This window comes from Microcoleus sp. Pol14D4 (assembly GCF_036701245.1).
Classification (GTDB): Bacteria; Cyanobacteriota; Cyanobacteriia; order Cyanobacteriales; family Microcoleaceae; genus Microcoleus.
The window spans coordinates 16685-42498 of record NZ_JAUBQM010000016.1 but is presented as its reverse complement, the minus strand read 5'-3'; the positions used below and the strand labels follow the sequence as shown (position 1 = coordinate 42498).

General features: G+C 47.6%; 13 protein-coding genes. 7 read left to right on the top strand and 6 right to left on the bottom strand.

Going from position 1 to position 25814, the window contains the following annotated elements; genetic code table 11:
* Positions 1–36 precede the first annotated feature (36 nt).
* Positions 37–5352, top strand: coding sequence for a response regulator (locus tag QUA33_RS08920; protein ID WP_333148172.1), 5316 nt, complete (start codon positions 37–39; stop codon positions 5350–5352).
* A gap of 299 nt (positions 5353–5651) precedes the next feature.
* Positions 5652–6962 (top strand): Rid family detoxifying hydrolase, encoded by a 1311-nt coding sequence (locus QUA33_RS08915; RefSeq protein WP_333148170.1) that lies wholly within the window; start codon positions 5652–5654, stop codon positions 6960–6962.
* A gap of 359 nt (positions 6963–7321) precedes the next feature.
* On the opposite strand, the gene QUA33_RS08910 is transcribed toward QUA33_RS08915, so the two are convergent.
* Positions 7322–9475 carry a polyribonucleotide nucleotidyltransferase gene (locus QUA33_RS08910; RefSeq protein WP_333148168.1) on the bottom strand — a complete coding sequence of 718 codons (2154 nt, stop codon included), beginning with the start codon at positions 9473–9475 and terminating at the stop codon, positions 7322–7324.
* Positions 9476–9924: 449 nt separating this feature from the next.
* Between QUA33_RS08910 and QUA33_RS08905 the strand changes: the two genes are divergently transcribed.
* Positions 9925–14808, top strand: coding sequence for an SNF2-related protein (locus QUA33_RS08905; protein ID WP_333148166.1), 4884 nt, complete (start codon positions 9925–9927; stop codon positions 14806–14808).
* A gap of 249 nt (positions 14809–15057) precedes the next feature.
* Positions 15058–15885 carry an SWIM zinc finger family protein gene (locus QUA33_RS08900; RefSeq protein WP_333148164.1) on the top strand — a complete coding sequence of 276 codons (828 nt, stop codon included), beginning with the start codon at positions 15058–15060 and terminating at the stop codon, positions 15883–15885.
* A 151-nt stretch (positions 15886–16036) separates the two neighbouring features.
* Here QUA33_RS08900 and QUA33_RS08895 read toward each other — a convergent pair whose 3' ends face one another.
* Entirely contained in the window at positions 16037–16675 is a 639-nt protein-coding gene (locus QUA33_RS08895) for an HAD-IA family hydrolase (protein ID WP_333148163.1), read from the bottom strand.
* Between the two features lie 310 nt (positions 16676–16985).
* Positions 16986–17951 (bottom strand): tRNA epoxyqueuosine(34) reductase QueG, encoded by a 966-nt coding sequence (queG, locus tag QUA33_RS08890; RefSeq protein ID WP_333148161.1) that lies wholly within the window; start codon positions 17949–17951, stop codon positions 16986–16988.
* Between the two features lie 279 nt (positions 17952–18230).
* Between queG and QUA33_RS08885 the strand changes: the two genes are divergently transcribed.
* On the top strand, positions 18231–19193 hold the full coding sequence (locus QUA33_RS08885; RefSeq protein ID WP_333097388.1) for an orange carotenoid protein N-terminal domain-containing protein: 963 nt from the start codon (positions 18231–18233) through the stop codon (positions 19191–19193).
* A gap of 347 nt (positions 19194–19540) precedes the next feature.
* Positions 19541–19975: a nuclear transport factor 2 family protein gene (locus QUA33_RS08880; protein ID WP_333148159.1), complete on the top strand. Its 435-nt coding sequence runs from the start codon at positions 19541–19543 to the stop codon at positions 19973–19975.
* Between the two features lie 337 nt (positions 19976–20312).
* Here QUA33_RS08880 and QUA33_RS08875 read toward each other — a convergent pair whose 3' ends face one another.
* From QUA33_RS08875 to rsmH, 3 genes are all read right to left on the bottom strand, one after another.
* Positions 20313–20735, bottom strand: coding sequence for an ATP-binding protein (locus QUA33_RS08875; protein WP_006633914.1), 423 nt, complete (start codon positions 20733–20735; stop codon positions 20313–20315).
* Positions 20736–21231: 496 nt separating this feature from the next.
* Positions 21232–22905 (bottom strand): SpoIIE family protein phosphatase, encoded by a 1674-nt coding sequence (locus QUA33_RS08870; protein WP_333066376.1) that lies wholly within the window; start codon positions 22903–22905, stop codon positions 21232–21234.
* A gap of 569 nt (positions 22906–23474) precedes the next feature.
* On the bottom strand, positions 23475–24377 hold the full coding sequence (rsmH, locus tag QUA33_RS08865; RefSeq protein WP_333148157.1) for a 16S rRNA (cytosine(1402)-N(4))-methyltransferase RsmH: 903 nt from the start codon (positions 24375–24377) through the stop codon (positions 23475–23477).
* Positions 24378–24434: 57 nt separating this feature from the next.
* On the opposite strand from rsmH, the gene QUA33_RS08860 reads away from it, so the two are divergent.
* Positions 24435–25619: an NAD(P)H-quinone oxidoreductase subunit H gene (locus QUA33_RS08860; protein WP_333097385.1), complete on the top strand. Its 1185-nt coding sequence runs from the start codon at positions 24435–24437 to the stop codon at positions 25617–25619.
* Positions 25620–25814 lie beyond the last annotated feature (195 nt).

Below are 25814 nucleotides of genomic sequence, written 5' to 3'. Positions count from 1 at the left end.
CCCAATACAATAACGCTTAAAATCAGGAATAAAACTATGCTACCGGAGCAACAACAGAGGATAATGGGCTACTTTATTGAGGAGGCAAAAGACCACCTCAATACGATCGAACAAGGCTTGCTGAATCTGCAAACCACGATCGAAGACCCAGAACTGGTCAACGAAGTATTTAGGGCCGCTCACTCTGTCAAAGGAGGAGCAGCAATGCTGGGGCTGACCAGCATTCAGCAAACAGCTCACCGACTAGAAGATAGTTTTAAAGTATTAAAAGAGTGCAGCGTTAAAGTAGACCAACAGCTAGAGTCCCTGTTTCTGCGAATTTTTGACACATTGCAAGGGCTGTTAGAGCAACTGTCAGGGCCATTTGGACTGACAGAAGAATTGGGAGAACAGATGGTTCGAGAATTAGAACCAGTATTTGAAGAGCTTAACGGGCACTTGGGGGGACTCGTTGGACACGGAGAACACCATGCAGACGAGAGCTACGCGATGTCAGTACCCGAACCAGTTATGGCGGGGATGGGAGTCGGGGCGTTTGCCTCATCAAGGAGTATTCCGGATTCGCGGTCAGTTTACGCACCTGATGCCAGAGCAACAGAAGACAGCGCGCTGCAGCTAGTATTTGACTCAGACGTGCCGGCGAGGATGCGGGAACTCCTGCAAGAGTTCAAACAGCCCGAGGGGCCAGAAAGCAGGCGACAACTCAAGAATATTTGTCGGAATTTGCTCAGGGCAGGGGAAGAATTTGAACTGCCCTGCTGGATAGAATTGATCAAAACTGTATCAAAGGCGATCGCCAACCCAGAAAATAGCTACCGTACCTTAGCCCCAACGGTAATCAAAGACATCAAACAAGCGCAAGAACTGGTAATTTCGGGTCTAGAATCCTCGATCGCGCCAAGCGCAAAACTTCTGGCGCTGCAGCCGGCTGTTTTGGTTCCAGAAACGGATTTTGAAGATTTGCTGGCCTTCGCTCAACCGAGTAAATCCGGGACAAATGTGGTTTCAGTTGAGGATGAGGCATGGGATCTGGTGGGATCGGGCGAAGCCGCGGATGGATTGAACAAGTTGCTGCCGACTATTTCTGGGCTGAGTATAGACGAGCTGTTCGACCAACTCGACAGTGGCGACAGCAATGAAGACAGTGGCATTCGATCCGTCCAGTTCGACGAGGATTCCGCCTTCGCAGACTCGGATATGGAGACGGGTGCTTTTAGAGGCTCAACCCGCACCGGCCCGGAAGTGGGCGCGGCAGAACTCAACACTTTAGCTGACTTGTTTGACGGCGAGTCCCCGGAACTCGACGGCGCTTGGGAAGAAGAAGAAGACCTCGACTACGCACAGTCTTCTGGGATATCGGCGGCGGGAATGCTGGGGTCAGACGATGATGACAATTCCGGCGATTTTACTGATTTGTTGTTTGACGAATACGATGCGGAAACTTCCGAAACGAACACGAAGCCTCCGATTGATGACCTGACGAGTTTGTTTGGGGAGGATTTGCTGTTTGGAGAAGAGGCAGAGGGCTCGGCAGTAGCTGCAGGTCAGAAAAATGGGGGTTCGAGCCAGCGGTTAACTCGCAAACAACTTAAAACGGGTAACGGTAAGGGGGGTTTGGAGCGGCGAGAGGACACGGTGGCCCCAGGCAGGGGACAAGCGGACGAAGATGCTCTCGGTACGCTTTTGGACGAAGTGGCTGCCCAAACTTCTGCTGGTGGTACGGAAAATGCTGATTTCGATAACTTGTTCGGCGATTTAGGCTTATCTGAGGCAACGGGTGTGCCAACAGTCTCTTCTGAGTATTCCCTGAAATCGGAGGGTTTCGACGCAGGATCGAAGGAGCCTGCAGCAGGGGGGGGCAATAATGATTCAGCGGATGCCGAAGCGTCTGCTCTCCCTGAAATGGATGATTTCGACTTGTTCTCTGAGGTTGGCGAGGACTCGGATTTGAGCGAGCTGTTGGGGATTACTTCTAATTTCCTTTCTTCAGAAGACGAAGGTGGGGAGAACGGGGGCGATCGAGATCGAGCTGCGGGCATCCCACAAAATGAGGAAATGGGCAACGTTCTTAACATGACATCAAATTCTGATTTAGATATCTCTGCGGATGAAAACTGGCTAGAAGATGCTTTCGGCCTGGAAGACGAGTCTGTGCAATCGCTCAACCTGGAGCTGGACGATACGGATTTAGATGCGCTGTTTGGGGATATGACCTCGGGTTCGATTTCTGAGGACGAACAGACTGTGCGGGATCGGCAAGGAGCGGCTACTTCCCGAGAAGCGGCGGATTTGGCTGAGCTGTTCGGTTCTGTACCTACCGGTACTGAGTATGACGGAGAAGCTTCGGGGCAAGCCCGCGGGGGTTGGCCCAATGATGGGGATTCAGAATTGCTGAGTGCGGATGTGGGAGTTGATGAGGGCGACTTGGGGAGTTTGTTCGAGAACAATGGTGCGGCTGTTTCCGACCGAGGCTTGATAAATTCGGCAGAGGTTGAACTTGGGGCTTTGTCCGACGATCGTCCTGAGTCGGAAATTTCAAGTGTCGAGTCTGATGAGGGCGCAGTTTTCGACTTTTTGGAGGATATGTTTGCCGAAGGCATGGTGCAGCAGCCAGATGCTGTAGCGGCGCCAGATGAGGGCGCGGCTCATGATGAGGAAGAATTGTCTGCCCAGCCTCCCGAAGGTTTGTTCGACGAGGTGGGTGCGGATTTATTCGATCGAGCCGAAACAGATGGCGCCGGGGAGTCGGAGGGCGAAGATGATTTGTTTGATGCCCTGGAAACGGATTTTTTAAGTGCGGATTTAGAGCCGCTGCCTGCAGAATCTCTCGATGGTATGTTTGAGAGCGATGCTGACTTGCTCTCGGCCATGGAAACCGGGGCTACTCTCAACAACGAAGAGTTGGAGGGTTTTGACGATTTGTTGGATTCGATCGATGCTGAGGTTCTGGTGACTTCGGAACTGACGACGGGCTTTTGGGACGCTGAGGACGAGCCGGCCCAGGCCGATTCCTCAGACTTGGAAGAGGGGTCGCTGGCAGACTTTTTTGCCGAGGGCGAATCGGGCGATGAGGATGCCGAAGGTAATTTTGACGATTTAGAAGCACTGTTAATTGCAGGGGGTGCTGGAGCTGTCATAGCAGCTTCTGGGAGTACAAATCAGAGTCCGGTAAATACAGAAGTTTTTTCGGATCTCGAAGAACTCCTCAGCGAGAGCGCAACTATGCCGGAAATTCCTGCACCGGCGACAACTGCCAGTAAAGCTCCGCGCGCTGCTGCCGATGAGAGCGACGACGAATTTGGCGATTTGGAAAAACTGCTCGAAGATCCCAAGGACAGCGGCCGCCAAGGGGAAGGCAATATGGGGCCGTCGGCGATCAACAGACCCAGGCGGAATGCCCGCGCGGGCGGGTTCGGCGACCAGACAATGCGGGTGCCGATCAAGCAACTGGATAACCTCAGCAATTTGATGGGGGAACTGGTGGTAAACCGCAACAGTTTGGAGCAAGACCAAGAACGGATGCGGCAGTTTTTGGACAATTTGCTGCACCAAGTAACGCTGCTGAGCGATGTGAGCCAGCGGACTCAGGATTTCTACGAGCGGAGTCTTTTGGAGATTGCTTTGCTGGCAAACCGTCAGGGACACCGATCGGCCTGGCGCTCTGAGGATTCGGCCCACACCCGGGACAGTGCCTGGAGACCGGAGGAAATGGACAGGTTTACTCCTTTCCACAGTTTGGCTCAGGAGATTATCGAGCTGATCGTGCGGGTGCGGGAGTCGGCGGCGGACATTGAGTTTTTGGTGGATGAGGCGGATCAGGTGACTCGCCAACTGCGGCAAGTCACGACTCAACTGCAAGAAGGTTTGACTCGCGCCCGGATGAAGCCGTTTGCGGAGACGACGGACAGGCTGTTCCGGGCGGTGCGGGAAATTGCGATTAAGTGCGGGAAGCAGGCTCAGTTGCAGGTTGAGGGTAAGGAAATTTTGATCGACAAGATGATTGTGGATCAGCTATATGACCCGATGACTCATTTGGTGAACAATGCGATTACTCACGGGATCGAACCGCCGGAGGTGCGTCTGGCGGCTGGGAAGCCTGCTGTCGGCAGGATTACCATTCGCGCTTTCCACCAAGGCAACCAAACGGTGGTTTCGGTTTCGGACGACGGGGCGGGAATTGACCCGCAAAGGGTGAAGGCGAAGGCGATTAAGCAGGGTATGCTGACGGCGGCTCAGGCTCAGAGGATGTCTCGCTCGGAAGTTTACGATTTGCTGTTTATGCCCGGTTTCAGCACTCAGGAACAGGCGACGGAGTATGCCGGCCGGGGGGTCGGTATGAATGTGGTGCAGACTTCCTTGCAGGAGATTCGGGGTACTGTGTCGATCGATTCAACCATCGGCAAGGGGACTGTGTTTACCATCCGTTTACCTCTGGTGTTGAGCATTTCTAAGGCTCTGACTTGCATTAGCGATCGAGCTCGCATTGCTTTCCCGATGGATGGGGTCGAGGATATGATCGATGTGCCTCGCGATCAGGTGACGACGGGGGCGGACGGTTTGCCTTGCATTGAGTGGCGGGGTCAAAGCTTGCCGTTCCGGCCGCTGCGCGATTTGCTGGCTTACAACCGCCATTTGGGCCGGGGCAGTGTTTACGGGTTTAATACTGACGATGACATGATTTCGGTGATCGTGCTGCGGTCTGCTGGCAATTTCTTAGCGGTGCAGGTGGATCAGGTTTCGACGGAACAGGAAATTGTGATCAAGCCGTTGGAGGGGCCGGTGCCGAAGCCGATCGGGATTGCGGGTGCTACGGTGCTCGGAGACGGTCGGATCGTGGCAATTGCGGACGTTCTGGAACTGATCGATTTGGCTACCGGAAGGCTGCGTAAGGACACTGGCGGTACGCTTTGGGATGAGAGCGAGAAGGCTACTAAGGAGGCGGAAATCGAGAAGACTGAGCCGACTGTGCTGATTGTGGATGACTCGATTACGGTGCGATCGCTATTGTCGATTACTTTCGAGAAGTCTGGCTATCGTGTGGAAGAAGCTCGCGACGGTAAGGAAGCTTGGGAAAAGATGAAATCGGGTCTGCCTTGCGATATCGTTTTCTGCGATATTGAGATGCCGAGAATGGACGGTTTGGAACTACTTTCTCGGATGCAGAAGGATGCGGTTTTGTGTGAATTGCCGATCGCGATGCTAACTTCTCGCGGTGCTGACAGACACCGCCAAATGGCTTACAGTTTGGGCGCGAAAGGCTATTTCACTAAGCCTTATTTGGAGGAGCAATTGCTCGATGCTGCTTCTCGGATGTTGAAAGGTGAGGTTGTTGGTGCTCCGGTTGGTGTGTAATGTGTAAATCTGCTTTTATCTGCGGTTGAAAAATGCGAATTTGTTAACCGCAGATGAAATTGGATTGATTAAACCGCAGAGGACACAGAGAACGCAGAGAAAGAGAACAGAGAAAGCGATGATTCCGAGGAAGGACGAATTTGATATAATTTATCGGCGTTTATCTGTGTTTATCTGCGGTTGAAAAAGGGAGTTGATTGACCGCAGATGAAAATGGATTGATGCGGATTTAGATCGCGCTTTCGGTTTTGGTGGTAGGCTGGGAATGTGGGGTGTAGCGGAAGGGCGATCGGTTATTTATGAAAGCTGAAGAACTTTTAGAAAGATACGCTAAAGGCGAACGTGCATTTAAGAGTGCACAGTTAAGTGAAGAAAGCCTTAAAGGTGCTGATTTGAGTGGCATAAACTTAGACAATGCAAATCTTTCAGGTGCAGATTTGAGTGAAGCAATTCTCACAGGTGCATACCTTCAAAGTACAAACCTCACTAAAGCATCGCTGAGAGGTGCTAATTTAAGTGGCGCAATTGCTGGCTCAGCGAATCTCAACTGGGCTGATTTAAGAGGTTCTGATTTGAGTCGATCGAATTTTAGTAATGCGATATTGAGTAATGCCAACCTAGAGAAGGCTAATTTAACAGGAGCAAACCTAACTAGCGCTAAATTGATTTATACCAGACTAGACAATGCAAACTTGAGTGGGGCAAATTTGAGTAGCACAGATATGAGTGTAGCTTCTTTACATCGGGCAAGCCTAAATAGAGCCAATCTGAGCAAGGCTAACATGGATGAAGCATACTTGGTTGAAGCAGACTTGACTCTGGCAAATCTGACAGAGGCAACACTCCAAAATGCAAAGTTTCAAGGCTCTAAACTCCAGAAAGCCAATCTGTATAAAGTTAATTTGTCAGGCCTAAATTTGGCTGACGTAGATATTAAAGAAGCGTGCCTTCAAAGTGCAAAGCTAAACAAAGCCTGTCTTCAAGGCACTAACCTAGAAAAAGTAAATTTGAGATGGGCAAATTTGAGCAGGGCAAATCTAAATGAAGCAAATTTGAGAAGATCTGACTTGACAGGAGCAATAACCTATGGCTGGAATATTAAAAATGCTGACTTCACTGGTGCTATAATGCCCGATGGAGAAATCTACCAGCCTGAAACCTCTGACGGAGAAATCTACCAGCCAGAAACTTCGGAAAAATTATCCCAAAAAGTGACATCTATGACGCGCAAAATTATTCGTACTGACAAAGCACCGGCACCCGTGGGCCCTTACAATCAAGCCATTGCCGCTACGGGCACTATGCTGTTTGTAGCTGGCCAAATTGCGATCGACATTAGACTAAACGATATTGTCTACACCGACGACGTGGCAAAACAAACCGAACAAGTTATGGCAAATCTCGAAGCCATTCTCACAGAAGCGGGCGCTACTTGGTTGGATGTGGTAAAAACTACGGTTTTCCTCAAAGATATGAATGATTTTGCCGCTGTGAATGCGGTTTATGCGAAATATTTTGATGCGGAAACTGCACCGGCGCGCGCTTGTGTGGAGGTTTCGCGTTTGCCGAAAGATGTGTTAGTTGAAATTGACTGTATTGCGGTTATTTGATTTGAGCTTCTTTGAGAAACCAGGCTTTTTCAATAAGTCTGGTTTCTGGATAGTTTGTTTTTTTTAATATTTATGAGTGATTTAACCGCAGAGGGCGCAGAGGGCGCAGAGGAAGAGGGGGGAGAGATCAATAATTCCAAGGTTTACTTATAGCAACCGCCGAGGGGAAAGTGCGCGACTTTATTAACTTCTACAGCCGATCGCACTTTTGTCGATCTGTCGCTGTCGCGCACCTACTCCCAAATCAATCTGAAACAATCAGATTTAATCTCAATTAGCAATTAGCAATTACTAATCACCAGTTAGCAATTAGCAATTAGCAATTACTCTATAAGTAATTACCAATTACCAACCGTAAACTATTTATTCAACGCTTCGCGGGCGGCTACCGCTTCGTCGGGATGAATATTCAAGCGGGTCAAATTAATCCGACCTTTGTTGTCAATTTCTCGCACTTTGACAATCACTTCATCGTTGACAGCTAACTCGTCTTCCACTTTTCCGACGCGGTAGTCGGCTAGCTGGGAAATGTGAATCATTCCTTCTTTTCCTGGCAAAATTTCCACAAAAGCGCCGATCGGAATAATTCGAGTTACGCGGCCGACATACACATCTCCTGCATTCAACTTGCGCGTCATGCCTTGGACAATGTTGTAAGCCCGCTGAGCTTTTTCGCTGTCGTTGCCAGCAATTGTCACGGTTCCGTCGTCTTCGATGTCTATTTTGACACCGGTTTCTTCGGTGATGGCTTTGATCGTTTTGCCACCGGGTCCAATTACCAAACCGATAAATTCCGGATCGATTTTCAGGGTTAGCAAACGCGGTGCAAACGGCGACATTTCCTTGCGGGGAGTGTCGATCGTTGACAGCATTCTTTCTAAAATGTGCAGTCTGGCCGGTTTGGCTTGGCGGATGGCGGTGGCTATCACATCTAAGGGCAAACCTTTGATTTTCATGTCCATCTGCAAAGCGGTAATGCCGGTGTCGGTACCGGCTACTTTGAAGTCCATGTCGCCTAAAAAGTCTTCAATTGCCTGAATGTCAGTCAAAATTCGGACTTCATCGCCTTCTTTAATTAAGCCCATTGCCGCGCCGCTGACGGGTTGGGAAAGGGGAACGCCTGCATCCATTAATGCTAGCGTTGAGGCGCAAACTGAACCCATTGATGTCGAACCGTCGGAAGAAAGGATTTCTGAAACTACGCGAATCACGTAGGGGAAATCTTCTTTGGATGGCAAAACGGGCAGCAAAGCGCGTTCTGCGAGGGCTCCGTGACCGATTTCTCGGCGTCCGGGCGATCGCATCGGCTTGGTTTCTCCTACCGAAAACGGCGGGAAATTGTAGTGATGCAAGTAGCGTTTGTCTTGCTGCGGGTGCAAGTCGTCTCCTAAGTCTTGGGCGTCGCCTGGGGTTCCCAGGGTAGCTGCGGACAACACTTGGGTTAACCCGCGATTAAACAGCGCACAGCCGTGTACTCGCGACGGCAGCACGCCTACGCGACAAGAAACGGGTCGCACCTCGTCTAGCTTGCGACCGTCTACGCGGATGCCATCTTCGAGGATCTGCTTCCGCATCATTTTTTTGGTAACGTCTTTGAAAACGTTGCCGATCGCCTTGCTGTTGGCGGTGGCCGCTACTTTTACCGGGTCCTCTTCCGGGAGTTCGGCGATCGCAGCTTCGACTGCATTTGCCTTAACTTCGTCCAATGCTGCATTCCGTATTGTTTTGTCTTTTTCAAATCTTGACAAAATGATGCGGATGGGTTCTTGGGCGCGATCGCGAATGAAGGTTTCCAGGGCCGAATCTTGCGATGGCCGTTCCTCTACCACCAAATCGATCCCCAATTCGGCCATAATTTCGCGCTGGGCTTGAATCAAGTCACAGGCTGCTTCATAGCCGAAGTCGATCGCCTCGATGATATCCTGTTCCGGCAACTGGTTGGCGCCGGCTTCTACCATGATTACTCCGTCAGGAGAACCAGCTACCACGAGATCCAACTCGCCTTCTTTGATTTCGCTGTAGGTGGGGTTGATGATGAAATCGTCTCCTACCAAACCGACTCGCACTGCCGCCATCGGCCCGTAAAACGGCATTTTCGCTAGGAGTATCGCCACCGAAGCCCCCGTCACCGCCAAAACGTCCGGTGGCACTTGTTCGTCCATCGAAACCGTTGTGGCTACAACTTGGATGTCATCTCGCAGCCAGCTTGGAAATAGCGGGCGCAGCGGTCGATCGATCAAACGGCCAGTCAAAGTCACTTTTTCTGGGGGACGCCCTTCCCTTCGCAAAAATCCACCGGGAATTTTACCGCCAGCGTAGAGTCTCTCTTCGTAATCCACCAACAAGGGCAGGAAATCAATTCCTTCTCTCCCCTGCGATCGAGTCGCTGTCACCAAAACCGCCGTGTCACCCGACTGAATCAAAACTGCACCGCCTGCTTGAGGCGCTAGTAAACCAATCTTCAGTCTAATATCCCGTCCATCGAAGGATATTGACTTGTCTATCTCTACCATGTAGCACTGCTTCCTTATCTACCACATTCTTTCTCTGTCGGGATCGTAACATTACCACAGGATGTTTGAGAGTCCGACGCTAAAAGACAGGGATAATCGCCCCGCGATCGACTGTCTGCGTCTGGCTTCTAAGCATTTATACTCTCGAATTATTTTTTGCTGTCTGGGGTCGATGCTTCGGTCGATCGCCCGCTAAACGCCTTCCATAGATGGTACGATGAATTTTCGTTTGGGAATTGGGACGTTGAAGGAAGAAGGAAGAGGGATTTAGTTATCTAAGACACGGAATAAGCCGTAAGGTGCTTATGGTACACCCTACATATACAGGTTTTACCTAATTCATGTCTGGCTCAAAATATCCTCGGTTTGTTTTAAATAAAGTTTTCATAAATTCCATATAAATGTAGTAGTCAACATCCCACTTAAATAAAAATATCAGGATTTTAAAAATGGCAATTTTACACGGCAGTTGGCTCCTAGACAATGAAAAAAGTAGGTTATTTATTTGGGGAGAAACTTGGCGAAAAATTGGGGGAATTGACATCATAGAATCGGGGAGCAATCTACCGCATCCCTTAGCAATGACAGAATCGGAATTTAAGACTTTCCTAAATTTCTTGCAGCAGTCTGGAAAGCTCAACTGGCAATTACCGGAAACCGCAGAAACTCCACCGGAAAAGAGCAAAAAAACTAGGCGATCGCCCAAAACTCAAAGCGCCGTAGAAATTTCCGCACCCAACTCCTCAATTCAAAGGGAAATTCGGGCGATCGCACTTCCCACCCAAATCTCAGAATCGAACACAAATCTGATGCCGCAGCACTCAGCAGCAGCACTTGATGAACCCGCTAAAACCGAGGAAATTTACCTTTATCCCTGGCAAGTCGAGGGTTTTTGTCTCAGCCCTCAAGCAGCTTTTGTTTTCTTGCAATCACTACCGCTTAACAGCACGGAACCAGACTCTTTTGTCGGCTCAGATTTGCGTTTTTGGTCTCATATTGCTAGGTGGAGTTTGGATTTGTTGGCAAGATGCAAATTTTTGCCGGGATTGGAGAAACAGTCCGACGGTTCTGCTATTGCTAAATGGCAACCTCTGTTAGACAGTTCTACAGACATACTCCGCCTCGCCACTTTTGTCAAACAAATGCCGACGGCTTGCCGAACATATCAATCGAAGGAAGAGGGAAGTTCGGCAACGGATTCTGTAACGGATGTAACGGATGTCAGGAAGAAGGAAGAAGGAAGTTCGGCAACGGATTCTGTAACGGATGTAACGGATGTAACGGATAGAAGGAAGAAGGAAGAAGGAAGTTCGGCAACGGATTCTGTAACGGATGTAACGGATGTCAGGAAGAAGGAAGAAGGAAGAGGGGAAAAGGAAGAAGAATCCAGTCAATTGCCTTTAGCGGTGGATTTGCCGATGGGGGCGGAGGAATTGGTGTTAGGCTTTTTGAGTAGTATTGTAGATAGTCAAGTGCGATCCTCTTCGAGGGCTGCGCTAACGGCTGGTAGCTCTACTTTAGACATCAAAGCAGTTTCTCCGGTGCGCGACTGGCTGCAAGCTTTGCAGCAGGAATCTGGGATAGTTCAAGTAGAAACAACAGCATTGGAAAACTTGGCAACCAAGCTGAGTGCTTGGACTGCACCGCTGCAAAACCAATTATCTCAACAAAGTCAATTTCGCACTTGCTTTCAACTCATACCGCCGTCTCCTGGTAAAGCAAACTGGAATTTAAATTATTGCTTGCAAGCAGCAGATGACGCCGAATTTTTGGTAGACGCGACAACTGTTTGGAACAACTCTGTTGAGCGTTTGGCTTATGCGGGGCGGACAATAGAATTGCCTCAAGAAACTTTGCTCAGCGGCTTGGGTTTAGCCTCGAAACTTTATCCGTTAATTGAACCGAGTTTGCAAGCACAGCGGCCTCAATCTTGCCAATTAAATCCGCTGCAAGCTTACGAGTTTATTAAGTCTGTAGCTTGGCGGTTTGCTGATAGCGGGTTGGGGGTAGTTTTGCCGCCGAGTTTGACAAAGACGGATGGTTGGGCGAGTCGTTTGGGTTTGAGCATTCAAGCGGAAACTCCGAAAGTTACTCCCGCGAAAGGTGGGTTGGGATTGCAAAGTCTGCTAAATTTTAAGTGGGAATTGACGATCGGCGGACAGCGCATTTCTAAGGCAGAATTTGATAGATTGACCGCGTTGAATTCGCCTTTGGTGGAAATTAACGGCGAGTGGGTGGAGTTGCGCGCGCCGGATGTGAAAGCGGCTCAAACTTTTTTTGCCAGCCGCAAAGAGCAAATGACTCTTTCTTTGGAGGATGCTTTGCGTTTGGCGTCTGGCGATTCTCAGATGATCGAAAAATTGCCTGTGGTGAATTTTGAGGCTACGGGTCAGCTTCAGGAATTGTTGAATACTTTGAGCGATAATCAAGCGGTAAGTGCGATCGCAACTCCGGCTAGTTTCCGAGGACAATTGCGGCCTTATCAAGCCCTAGGAGCAGGCTGGTTAGCATTCTTAGAACGCTGGGGTTTGGGTGCTTGTCTCGCGGACGATATGGGATTAGGAAAGTGCATTGTACCACATTCTTTGCTTTTTGTCAATGGATTTTTACAAAAAGCTGAAAAAATCTGGGAAACTTATGCCGGAAAAACAGAATTCGACGGTGAGGGCTTTTGGTCTGAACCTAACGAGCAATTACTGGTAAATTCCATAAATCAGGAAACAGGCAAAATTGTACAGGCGGCTATTCGACGGCTTTACCGCCAGCAAGTGCAAGAAAAGTTGCGAACAATCAAACTACAAGACGGTAGCAGCATCACAATTACCCGCCGCCACAAATTGTTAGGACGCGATGGCTGGACAAATGACCTCAAGGTTGGAGATTATGTTTGCGTTCCTGCTAAATTGTATTGGGAAGGAAAACCGGAAGATCCCGATTTGGTCAAGTTTCTGGCTTGGCAGATAGCTGAGGGATATGAGCAGCGCGATCAAGCAATGCTCACAATAACGCAGAAAGATGTGGCAGTTCTTGAAGAATTGCGTTTCACACTTCACCAATTAAGCAAAAAGTATGGGATAGAAATAAATAATCCTGCTGTTCGTACTCCCGGTAAGGAAAGAGCAGCATATTTAGCTGTGTGTAGTCGATCGTACCAAAGCTTTCTTGAGGCTAAAGGCTACGAGTGGGGAAAGCTGTCAGCCGAGAAAAGCTTCCCACAATTTATCATGCAAGCCAATCTTGACAGCATACGGATTTTCCTCAAAAACTACTTTGATGCTGAAGGTTCTGTCATTCCTAAAATGCGGACTATCGAAATTAGCACCGCTTCGCCTTTAATCATCCAACAACTTTCTACACTGCTGCGGCGCTTTGGAATTTGGCTGCGAATCGCCACTAAGCAGAAACGCGCCACCAATGGCAGCGGTATTTTTCGCACCTATTATATCGGCACTTTCGGCGGTAACTCAGCGCGCATATTTTTGCAGGAAATTGGCTTCGGTGATTCCGAAAAACAGCGTAAATTAGAGCAGATTTGCGAAGTTAGTGCCAATACAAATGTCGAAGGAATTCCGGTTTCGGATCTTGTTGCCGATGCAGTGGAGATGACCAAACTGCCGCTACGGCATTTCGGAATGCACAATCCTGTTTATATTAACGGTTCCCAGCAGTTTTCCCGCATCAGCCTAGGAAAGGTGGTAGCAGGTATGGAAAATGTGCTTGGTGGTTCCGCAGAACAGGAGTACCGCCAGCTAAAGCCTTCTAAATGGACGAATCAGACCCTAGAGGCTTATGCAAATCTCAATGTAGCGCAGCTAGATACTGTCAGAGAAAATTTGCAACTTATACTCGATCGCGAAGTATTTTATTGCCGAATAGAGGAAATTGAGGATTTTGAGTACAGCGGGTGGGTTTATGATTTTGAGGTCAGCAAGCATCACAATTTTGTTGCCAATAATATCTTGTGCCACAATACTATTCAGCTAATTACTTTTCTCCTGCATTTACAAGAACAAAATTCTCTAGAAGCGCCAACATTACTGGTTTGTCCGACATCAGTATTGGGCAATTGGGAGCGGGAAGTCAAGAAATTTGGCCCGACGCTGAAAGTGTTAGTTCACCACGGAGACAAACGCGCTAAAGGCAAAGCATTTGCGACGACAATTAAGGGAAAGGATTTAATCATTACCAGTTACGCGCTGGTATTTCGCGATGCGAAGGAATTTCAAGCCCTTAAATGGCAAGGATTGGTTTTAGATGAAGCGCAAAATATTAAAAACTCCGAGGCGAAGCAGTCGCAAGCGGTGCGGCAAATCGAGGCATCTTTTAGAATTGCGCTGACGGGAACTCCGGTGGAAAATAGACTGCAAGAATTGTGGTCTATTTTGGAGTTTCTCAATCCCGGATATTTGGGGCCGCGCAATTTCTTTCAGCGCCGATTTGCAATTCCGATTGAGAAATACGGCGATAGGGAATCATTGCAGACTTTGCGATCGCTCGTTCGACCTTTCATCCTCCGCCGCCTGAAAACTGACAAAGAAATCATCCAAGATTTGCCCGAAAAACAGGAGATGACTGTATTTTGCGGGCTGGCAACTCAACAGGCGGAATTATATCAGAAAATAGTCGAAGAGTCAATAGCGGAATTAGAATCAGCCGAAGGCATTCAGCGCCGGGGAATGATTCTGGCTTTGCTGGTAAAACTCAAGCAACTTTGCAACCATCCGGCTCTTGTGAAAGCAGAAGCTAAGCCGAAAGAATTGGAGATTAAGAGTCAGGAATCGGGGAAATTGCAGCGGTTGGTGGAAATGTTAGAAGAGGTGCTCGCTGAGGGCGATCGGGCTTTAATTTTTACTCAATTTGCCGAATGGGGAAAACTCCTGAAACCTCATCTAGAAGAGCATTTAGGACGAGAAGTTTTGTTCTTGTACGGCGGAGTTCGGCAACAGCAGCGGGAAGAAATGATCGATCGCTTCCAGCACGATCCTCAAGGCCCGCCGATTATGATTTTATCTTTAAAAGCAGGCGGCACAGGTTTGAACTTAACCAGAGCAACCCATGTTTTCCACTATGACAGATGGTGGAATCCCGCAGTAGAAAATCAGGCCACTGACCGCGTATTTCGCATCGGCCAAACCCGCAACGTGCAAGTCCACAAATTTGTCTGCACGGGCACGTTAGAGGAGAAAATACACGATATGATTGAAAGCAAAAAAGCTCTAGCCGAACAAGTTGTCAGCGCCGGCGAAAACTGGCTCACCGAGCTAGATACAGACCAACTTCGTAATTTACTAATCCTCGATCGCAATGCTATCATAGAAACGGAAGAAGAATAATGTGCTTAATTTTATTCGGTTTCTAGTGAGGACTTTAGTTGTCAAAAATCAGAGTAATTACACACTCTGACCAAAGAAACCGGGTTTTCTACCAGGATTAAAAGTTATAATCCAGTTTTTTACTAAAAGACTCGGTTTCTGACTCTGCTAGATAACTAAAGCTTTTTTCCTTCTTCCTTCTTCCTGACATCCGTTACATCCGTTACAGAATCCGTTGCCGAACTTCCTTCTTCCTTCTTCCTTCCGCTTATGATTGACAGAGAATGGTGGACCCAACAGTGGTTAGATTTAATCAATACCTACCGCTTCAAAAAGCGCTTAGAACGTGGCTGGCAGTACGCGCGCGAAGGTAAAGTTCTCAGCATTAAATTTCCCAATCAAGAAGTAATTGCCATAGTTCAAGGAACCGATCCAAAACCCTATCAAGTTTCTTTAGGACTCGATACATTGACTGATGAAGATTGGGATTATGTGATTGAAAATATGTCGCAAAGAGCAGTTTTTTCAGCTAAACTCTTAGCAGGAGAAATGCCGCACAATATTGAAGATGTATTTGCAGCAGCAGGCAAAACGCTATTTCCGTTAAGCTTATCTGATATTCGATCGCGCTGTAGCTGTCCTGACCCCAAAAACCCTTGCAAACACATCAGTGCAGTATACTACTTATTGGGCGATCGCTTCAGTGAAGACCCTTTCGTACTTTTTCAATTGCGAGGCCGAACAAAAGAGCAAATTTTGACAGCACTCCGTCAGAGACGAGGTACGCAAGGAGAGGAAAATTCCCAACTCAACTCCGGCGAAAATTCCCCCGCTGCGAATTCTAAATTGCCGAAGGTCGATCGCTTTTGGGAATACAACCAGCAGCTAGAATCATCTTTAGTAGTTATTGTACCGCCGCCCAGCAGCGAAACCGTATTAGATATCTTAGGCCCAATTCCCATCGCCACCGACGGAAAAGGCAGCGCTAGCAAATCCTCGCCCGCATCTGACGCACTCAAGCAGCATTTTAGCAAAATCTACCAAGCAGTTAGCCAGCAAGCAGTTTTAGCAGCACTGAAACGGGGCGAAGGAGATTAACATAATTTATCCGCAGACAGGATAGTAGGGAATATGACCGATCGCAAATCAGGCTTTCATACCCCTTTTATTCTTTAGTTCCTCTCTGCAGGAACGAGAGTTTGTCTAGCATAGATTTCCACCGAGGAGTCTTACTTTTTGCAATTTCAGTTTACACTTCCCGCAAATTACTCATAATCTCTATCAATTCCTGGGGGCGTTTAATCAAAAAATCGGGATTGTGTGCAGCCAAAGCCTCCTGAGAATTAAAACCCCAAGCTACAGCCATTACCTTAATTCCTGTTTTTCGAGCAGCTTCTATATCTCTAATCTCATCTCCCACATAAACGACTTGTTTAGGATTTATATGTTCTCTTTTTAGCCAGCTATTAATAACTTTATGTTTGCCAAAAGTTGAACCCGAGTAAATAAAGGTGAAAGTGTCTTGCAAACCATTTTTTTCCAGCGATGCCAAGACGTTTTCTCGGGAATTAGATGTGATAATGCCCAGTTGAAATCCTAGTTTTTTTAACTCCAGTAAAACTTCTTTAATTCCCGGAAATAATTGAATGTTGGGAATTTCGCTGCGTAACTCTGCTTTCAACATTCTAATCAACAGCGGGAATTTGAAGATAGAAATGCCAGAATACTGAAGGAGTTGCCAAGAAGTTAAATTGCTCAGTTGAGCGATTTGCTCTTTGGTCGCAGACTTAAAGCCTAATTCTACTGACAAACGGTTGGTGATGCTCAGAAGAATATCGATTGTATCTGCTAAAGTACCGTCAAAATCAAAAATAATTACTTTGGTCATGGGACAATAGCAAATAAGGAACGGGGGAGCATACAATTTTAGAGTTTAGAGTTTAGAGTTTAGAGTTTAGAGTTTAGAGTTTAGAGTTTAGATTTTAGAGTTTAGCTGGGAATGACTTACTGTATAATGTATTGACTATTGGCGCTCCGTTTTAGATTTTAAATTTTAGATTTTAGATTTTAGATTTTAGATTTTAGATGGGGAATGACTTACTTCATAATATATTGACTATTGGCGCTCCGTAAATACCCTAGGAGTATTATCTATAGGGTAAGGTGCCCCCTAAGCACCCTGACGAACATCTCAACTTTTAAGGGTTAATTTGATTTGCTTTCGCATTTCGCCGCAGCATTTCTGGTTTTATGCGCCGCAGCGCCGAAGCAGTAAATCTGCGGTTCCATTCTTCGTCGGAAATGTCGGCTAATTCTGCAAGTGTCGGTGCTATGTTTTCAGGATAAGGCTCAAACTCTGCCACATCAGTTGGTTTCGCAAATCGCTGATTCCAAGGACAAACATCCTGACAAATGTCGCAGCCTGCTACCCAACCTTGTAAATTAGATGCAATTTCGTCGGGCAATTTTTCGGCTCGATTCTCGATCGTGTGATAGGCTATACATCGATCGGCATTCACCACAAAAGGCTCAGTAATTGCCCCCGTCGGACACGCCTCAATGCAGCGAGTGCAAGTACCGCAATGTTCCGTATGGGGTGCATCGGGCGCTAACTCCAAATTAGTCAAGATTTCTCCCAAAAACACCCAAGAACCGTATTCGCGCGAAATTACATTACCATTTTTGGCAATCCAGCCAATCCCGGCACGTTGCGCCCACATTTTATCCTGAATCGGCCCGGTATCAGCATAATACCGCGCTTCAATTCCCTCCCCTTGCGATCGCACCCAATTTGCCAAAACCTTCAGTTTTTTGTGCAAAATTCTGTGGTAATCCCGCCCCCAACCGTAGCGAGAGATTCTAGCATATTCGACCCCTGCCTCGCCCCCCCCCTCACAAGAGGGATTTGAGGGGCGTTGGTGAGGTGTGTAGTAGTTGATGGCGACACATATTAATGACTGCACCTCTGGCATTATTAATCGAATATCCTGCCGTTTCGGGTTTGCCATCCATGCCATATCCGCCTGATAACCCTTGTCCAGCCAAGCTTGCAATCTTTGTTTTTCTAGATCGAAATCCGTGTCTTTTGAGGCGATCCCGACTTTGTGAAATCCCAACTCAAGGGCTTTTTGCTTCACCAAAATGCTGCTAATTGGCGCTTTCATTTGATACCAGGCAAATATTTACCTTTTGTATTGACTATTTTGATTTTATATGATATGCCAAGCAATTTTTAACGATCGGCTTCCCCAATAAACTAATTCGGCGCACAGTCTAGTGACGGCGATCGCAATTTACCAAACCATTGATTATAGTTTTGTAACTCAGCTATATTTAATTTATATTTGCAATTTTTAACAAAAAGTTACATAATTTTAATCAAGAGAGCTTGAGATTCCCTAACTCAAGTACCTCACTAAAACCACAAATCCCAAAGCATACACATGGCAGTTAGTATTCAATCAGCTCAATCTATTTTCTCGAACACCGAGATTGCGAGCGTTGTGCCGGCTACCACGGAAGCGTTCTACAAACTCAGCGTTGAAGACCAACTCGCACTCCTCTGGTATGCCTACACCGAAATGGGCGTTTCCATTACCGCAGCAGCACCGGGAGTAGCCAGCATGGCGCTTGTCGAAGGCATTCTGAGCGAAATCAAGCAAATGTCGCCTGCTGCTCAAAGCAAAACCATGTTTGACCTAGCCAGCAACGCCGACACAACGATAGGTCGGATTTACACTTCCTTGCGCGTCAACACCAAACTCGGTTTCTGGTACGAGTTGGGACAGTTGATGAAACAGGGCCTTGTCGCTCCGATCCCCGCTGGCTATCAAATGTCTCCCGAAGCCACCGCAGTTCTCGAAACCATCAAGAAACTCGATCCAGGCCAGCAAATTACCGTACTTCGGAATACCGTAGTTAACATGGGCTATGACCCTGCTTTTAACCAAGAGTACGGCAAACGCTCTGCCCCCCGCAGCACTCCCACCGCTCCAGAAGAGCGGGTAAAAACCACAATTGAGGGTATTAGCGAGCAGACTGTGCTCAGCTACATCGACTACATGAACGCTTTCGACTTCACCCCAGCCGTCGGTTTATTTGCTGAAGAAGGTGCCCTGCAACCGCCTTTCCAAAAGCCGATCGTTGGTCGCGAAGCTATCCTCAACTATATGCGGGAAGAGTGCGTCGGACTGAAAATGATGCCCGAGCGAGGCGTATCGGAACCCGCCGAAGATGGCTACCGACAAGTGAAAGTCACCGGTAAAGTCGAAACTCCCTGGTTCGGATCGAATGTGGGAATGAACATTGCATGGCGGTTTTTGCTCGATCCCCAAGGTCAAATTTTCTTTGTGGCGATCGACTTGTTGGCCTCTCCTAAAGAATTGCTCAATTTGATCCGCAAATAGAATATTCTTGTTTGCTCTTTTAAACAGGCTTGCCCAGAAACCCAGATGCCATTAGGTGTCTGGGTTTATATCATTTTAGATTTGAGATTTTAAATTTTAGATTCAAGAATTGAAGGATGGAAAATGACTGATCGTATCAGGGTTTACAGCTTGGCTACACTTGTATTTTTTGAAAGTAGGATTGATTTTGGTCGATCGCTCTGAAAGCTGCGCTCGACGCTCTGCGGTTCCCGATTCCTCCTTTTTTCGGAGAATTATTTTCCTACCCCTACTTATATCTTTTGAGGGATTTGCTGCGGCAAAGAGAATGATTACAGTATACTCATTCATTTGAAATCACTTGTTTTATGACCGCCACAACTCGACCTATTTTAACTAACTCTATAAAGATTGCAGGCATCACAATGCCAGGGATACTGCAATATTTTGAAACTTTAAACGCGGGGGATTTTGAAGCGACGGCTAATTTATTTGCCGATGATGGGGTTCTGCACGCGCCGTTTGAAGATCCAATTATCGGCAGGATTGCGATCGCCGCTTATCTAAAAAAAGAAGCACGAGGAATGCAGCTAGAACCCCAGAAAGGTGTCAGCCAAATTTTAGAAGATGGCAAAGTAGAAGTTCAGGTCAGCGGTCGGGTGCAAACTTCCGCATTTGGCGTTAATGTCGGGTGGCTGTTCTTGCTCAATTCTGACCAAAAAATCCTTTCTGTGACGGTCAAACTGTTAGCTTCTCCCCAAGAATTGCTAAACCTGCGGTCACATAAAAAATTTGATGTTTAATAAGCTGTTTCAGATTTAAATTGCCTATTGGGGTTTGACCTGTCGATCGCACGTAATAGTTAAAGTCGTGCGATCGACAGGTTAATCGGCTTTTTCTGGCAAGAATGAGGCAGACACCGGGTTTTTATCCAAATCTTTGGTAAAGTGTCCCTCACGGTATAAAAAATCGGTTTCTTGGCTATTTGTGCGATCTGGACTGTACCCCTACAATCTTACAGTTTCTTAGAGAGGGACGCTACTCCACGAAAAACTGGCTGTCACCGCAGCGTGCGACAGACAGCCAAAGCGAGTTAAAAAGTGCATTGCCAATCATTAATGACTAATGACTAATGACTAATTAAGATTTTTCCGGCAAACTCGCTTCCAACTTTAGACAGTTGCGACCGTCTATTTGCAAAGTGTAGTCCACCCGATCCATAAGTCTACTCATAATCAGCCAGCCGTAGCCGCTTTCCTGTTTAGCTTCCGGCCTCGGAGGATTGTAAGTATCCATTTCGTAACCTTTACCGTAATCCCAAATTTCTAAACCAATATCCCTATTTTTTAAATTCAAGCGAATTAAAACTGGTAAATTGGGTTGATCTTTGTGAGCATGGCGGATCACGTTAGAATAGGCTTCTGCTAACACCAAGCGCAAACGATTCGACTGACGCGGCCAATCGACGTGCTCTCCTAGCTCTACTTCCAAACTGCTCAGCAACCAATTTTCAACAATTGTTAAAAACCGCAAGTCGCTTGGCACATGAAGCTCAGTATTCATAAAAAAATCCCGTAAGTTTGAAAACCCTGTGTCTTCACACCAGGTATGAAACACGACGCGCCGAATGGATTCGGCCTCAATACTTGTCGCTACTCGGGGGACACTAGCCTTTTCTGTTTAAAAATCAGGCATTGGTCATTCGGTAGAAGGCAGAAGTTAAGAGTGTAGTTGAAAACTTTAGTTATGGGTCTAAAGCCCATTAACAATTGATAATTATACCGAGACTGCAAGCAGCGAGGTATAAAAAATCTTTGTTTCAATCTCTGGCTTTTAAGCTTGGGTTTTTTCTGACCAATGCCTTCTACCTTAACCTTTTACAGGTGTTGAATCCCCCAGAAAAGCGATTCACGAAACTAGCTGCGCCATCGCCGGCTAGGTTTTTTACTGTTGACGATAATGCCGTCCTTTGCAGGACTACTCTGTGAGCCGTCAACCAGCAGCGCTTAAGTTTTTTCGGCTCTCACCCCCGACTATGGGTCGGGAGTCGCTGACAGATTCAAAGAACCTCCAAAGAGAGTATGGTTTGGTCGTCTTCCTGAACGGGATTGTCGGCTCGGATGTGAGCCAACAAATTGTCCAAGTTGAAGGAACCAGGCTCCTGAATCAACAGTTGCCAAAGCCCTTCTTGTTGTAGCATAGAACGGGTTGGTACACCCCCGGAGACCCCTTCAGTGGTGACGCTAGCTTCAGTAATCCCGTCACTCGTCAGCAGAAATACATCTCCCGACTTTAATTCGATCGCACCTGCTTTGCCTCTCCAAACTGGTAGTATCCCCAAGGGAATGCCGCGAGCTTTCAGGAAATTAGGCTCGGCTGGCGTTTTACCGCTAGCGGCTTGAGCTTTCACCTCTGAGTGAGACCAAACAATCGGGTAAATGTGACCGGCATTAGCAAAGGCGAGGTGTCCGGTTGACGGAGTGTAACGAGCTACAACCATTGTAATAAAATGGTTGTTGCCGATCAGGTCGTCAGACATACTGCTATTCATGTTCTGCATAACTTGATCTGGCTCTGGAGAAACTTCTTGGGAAAGTTCCCGCCGCATCACCGAAATCGCGCTGGCCATAAATAGAGCAGCCGGAACTCCCTTACCCGAAACATCTCCCACCGCTATCCAAATATCCCCTTGGGAGTGGACGTAGACTTCAAAAAAGTCGCCGCCAACTTCCCGCGCTGGATAACAGCAAGCTTGCACCCTAACAGTTTCAAAATCCGGCCAACTTTGGCGCAACAAGTTTGTTTGGATTTGGCGAGCCACTTCCAACTCGTTTTGCATCTGCTTGGCTAAATCCAGAGTGCGCTGGTAGAGCTTAGCTTGAGACAGGGCGAGAGCCGCTTGAGCTGCTACACCTTCTATTAACTCTATATCTTCTGCCGACCAAGGGTTAGTGCCGCCAATCTGGCACAAAGCCAGTACCGCCAGTAATTCTTGCTGGTAAGTCAGGGGCACGGCAATCTCAACCGATTTACCGTCCCCCCCGCTGTTTGGGTTCACTTGAGTTTGGCGGCTGGCTACTGCTTGAACCAACAAATTTTCATCAAAAGAAAAACTACTGGCATCGTCGGTTTGGGCTTGGTAGGGGAAGGTACTCGGCAATAGTCGATCGCTCTCTACCGGCCGCAGCATACAATAGTTGGCCTCAAAAGTTTGACCTACGGTTTGAACAATAGTTTGTACCATACTAGAGTAATCTAGCGACCCGCGAATCACGCTCATTACCTCATTGAACAGAGATTCCTTGCGTAAAGCGCGGCGCAATGCAACGCTGCGCTGCTTGTAGTATTTGTAAGTTTCTGAGGCTTGATTGATCACCAATTTGAGTTCTTCAGGATTCCACGGTTTGGTGATGTATTTGAAAACTTGACCTGAGTTGATGGCCTCAACCAAATCTTCAACATCGGTGTATCCCGTTAGCAGAATCCGAATCGTATCGGGAAATCGCTCGACTGTTTTCCCCAAAAACTCGGTGCCATTCATTTCTGGCATCCGCTGGTCAGATATAATCACCGCCATCTCGCCCTGTTCGTCTAGAACTTCCAAGGCGCTGAGGGCGCTATCTGCTTTGTAAACCTGAAAGTCGCGTCGAAACGTCCGGTACAATAAATCCAAGTTATCGGGTTCGTCATCGACTACCATCAGTTTCAGCTTGCTTCCATCTCCCCTACTCATCTTTCTTCCCCCTTGAAAACCCCCACCATAGCTGTATTCAGCAAGGTGGCGGGAGGAAAAGGGGGGCTGGATATATGCAACATATCAGTTACGTCAAGTTGAGTTAAAGAAACCCGTTTTACCTTAAGGTGAGCATTCCTTTCGCACCATCTGTTCGCACAACAGATGAGAGGCTTTCGATACTGTAACCCGCCTCGGTAGGCCGCTTCAATAGGGAAAATTTCCGAGTGAGCTTTCACGCTGTGATACGAGCAATGACCTTGTTAGCAGTCGGTACTTTTATAAACACACCAGCATTCAAAACGGCTAATTAATGCTCTGATTGCAGAGTTCTTAACTAGCTGGGCACTGTCCTCGGTGTGAATTTTAACACTTACTACTAAGGAAGGTATTGCTACCTAAGTCTGGTCAACACTGGCTGTATTTCAAGCCCCACTGTACCCGGAGGGTTAGTGGTGGGTTGTTGGCGCTATTCCCTACCTACACCTGTGCCCAATCGCACTTGATTGCTGCATGCAATTCTCCCTAATCTCTGAACTTTTTGCAGCAATCATATTACTACTGCTGAATCAAGTTATTCTTTCTGCCAGTCTGAGCTTAGCAGAACGAGAGCGGGGATTTCTAGCGACTTCTTCGGATTGTGGCCCGATCGGCTTTTTTGTCAGTACCTGCAAACTGGGTGTTCCTCTGAGTTGGTGCTTGACTGGTCGGTCTTCCAGACTGTGAAATGTAATGATTCCGATTCTCCCACCTGGTTTTAACCACCTTGGCGCTTGGTTGAGGAAAGTTTCTAAAGAAGCGAGTTCGGAGTTGACAGCTATCCTTAAAGCTTGGAAAGTACGGGTGGCAGGATGGATTCTGCCGTTGCGCTGCTTGGGGGGGAAGCTGGAGGCGATCGCCCCTGCAAGTTCTGTTGTTGTTTGAAAAGGACGCCCTTGCACAATCCGCCTCGCGATGCGCCGCGACAGTCGTTCCTCGCCGTACTTGTAAATAATATCTGCTAGTTTAACTTCTTCCCAGTGGTTGATAATCTCTTCTGCCGTCAAAGATTGCTGCTGGTTCATACGCATATCTAGTTGAGCTGGGTGGCGAAAACTAAATCCTCGTTCCGGTGTATCGAACTGAGCAGAGCTGACGCCCAAGTCTGCTATGATACCATCAAATTCGGCCTCTGGGGACTGATATTCAGCAAAATTGCCGTGCCAAAACTCAACGGGCGAGTTGGCAAATCTGGCTTGGCAAAAACGGATGGCTTGTTCATCGCGGTCGATCGCCACCACTGTAACATCTGGCGCCGCCGCTAAAATCAAACTCGTGTGTCCGCCGCCCCCAAGCGTCGCGTCCAAATAGCGGCCGCCTGGACGCACAGCCAAACCCGCAATTAATTCTTGACCCAAAACTGGAACGTGATAGGTGTCAATACTGACATCCGATCCAAGGGTCTCCTTCTCAGAGAGCTCGATATCCTTCATAATCATAAAAGCCAAACAAAAATCAACAATAGCTAGTAATCATTAATTCATTTAATTATGTCAAGAATTGAGACTAGAACCGAACCGATGGTGCTCAACATGGGGCCGCACCACCCATCCATGCACGGGGTACTCCGGTTAATTGTCACCCTGGACGGGGAAGATGTGGTGGACTGCGAGCCAGTTTTGGGCTATCTGCACCGGGGGATGGAAAAAATCGCCGAAAATCGCACCAACGTGATGTACGTGCCCTACGTCAGCCGCTGGGACTATGCCGAGGGGATGTTTAACGAAGCGGTGACAGTAAATGCGCCGGAAAAGTTGGCGAATATTGCTGTCCCCAAACGGGCGAGTTACATTCGGGTAATCATGCTGGAGTTGAACCGGATTGCTAACCATTTGTTGTGGTTGGGGCCGTTTTTGGCGGACGTGGGGGCGCAAACTCCTTTTTTCTATACTATGCGCGATCGCGAACCAATTCTCGACTTGTGGGAAGCCGCTACAGGTTATCGCATGGTGAATAATAACTATTTCCGCATTGGCGGAGTCGCCGCAGATTTGCCCTACGGTTGGGTAGATAAATGCGAAGATTTCTGCGATTATTTCGTTCCCAAAATTGACGAGTACGAACGTTTAATTACCAACAACCCAATCTTCCGCCGCCGGATTGAAGGCCTGGGTACTATTTCTCGCGAAGAAGCGATTAACTGGGGACTGTCCGGTCCCATGTTGCGCGCTTCCGGCGTTAAGTGGGATTTGCGGAAAGTTGACCATTACGAATGTTACGACGACTTCGACTGGGAAGTTTGTACCGAAGCTGCTGGCGATTGTTTGGCCCGGTATTTGGTGCGGGTTCGGGAGATGCGCGAGTCGGTTAAAATTCTTTATCAAGCCTTGAAAGGACTCCCCGGTGGGTCTTACGAGAATTTGGAAGCGAAGCGACTCGAAAGCGGACCCAAATCTGAATGGAATGGTTTTGACTATCAGTTTATTGGCAAAAAAGTAGCGCCGACTTTTAAGATTCCCAAGGGCGAACATTATGTCCGCGTTGAAAGCGGCAAGGGTGAGTTGGGGATTTATATTATCGGGGATGATAATGTGTTTCCTTGGCGCTGGAAGATTCGGACTGGGGATTTTAATAATTTGCAGATTTTGCCTCACATTGTGCGCGGCGTAAAAATTGCCGATTTGGTGGCAATTTTGGGGAGTATCGACATTATTATGGGCTCAGTTGACAGGTAGGTTTTGTCGGTTTTGATCTAAGAAATTAACCCGGTTTTTTTATGGAACCGGGTTAATTTTTTTGAACCGCAGATCAACGCGGATATCGATTAATATTGCTATTAACGTCGCTAAAATCTACCTTATTTCTCTCTACTCTCTTCCTCTGTGCCCTCTGCGCCCTCTGCGGTTAATAAAAAAAATCTCTCCTTCACC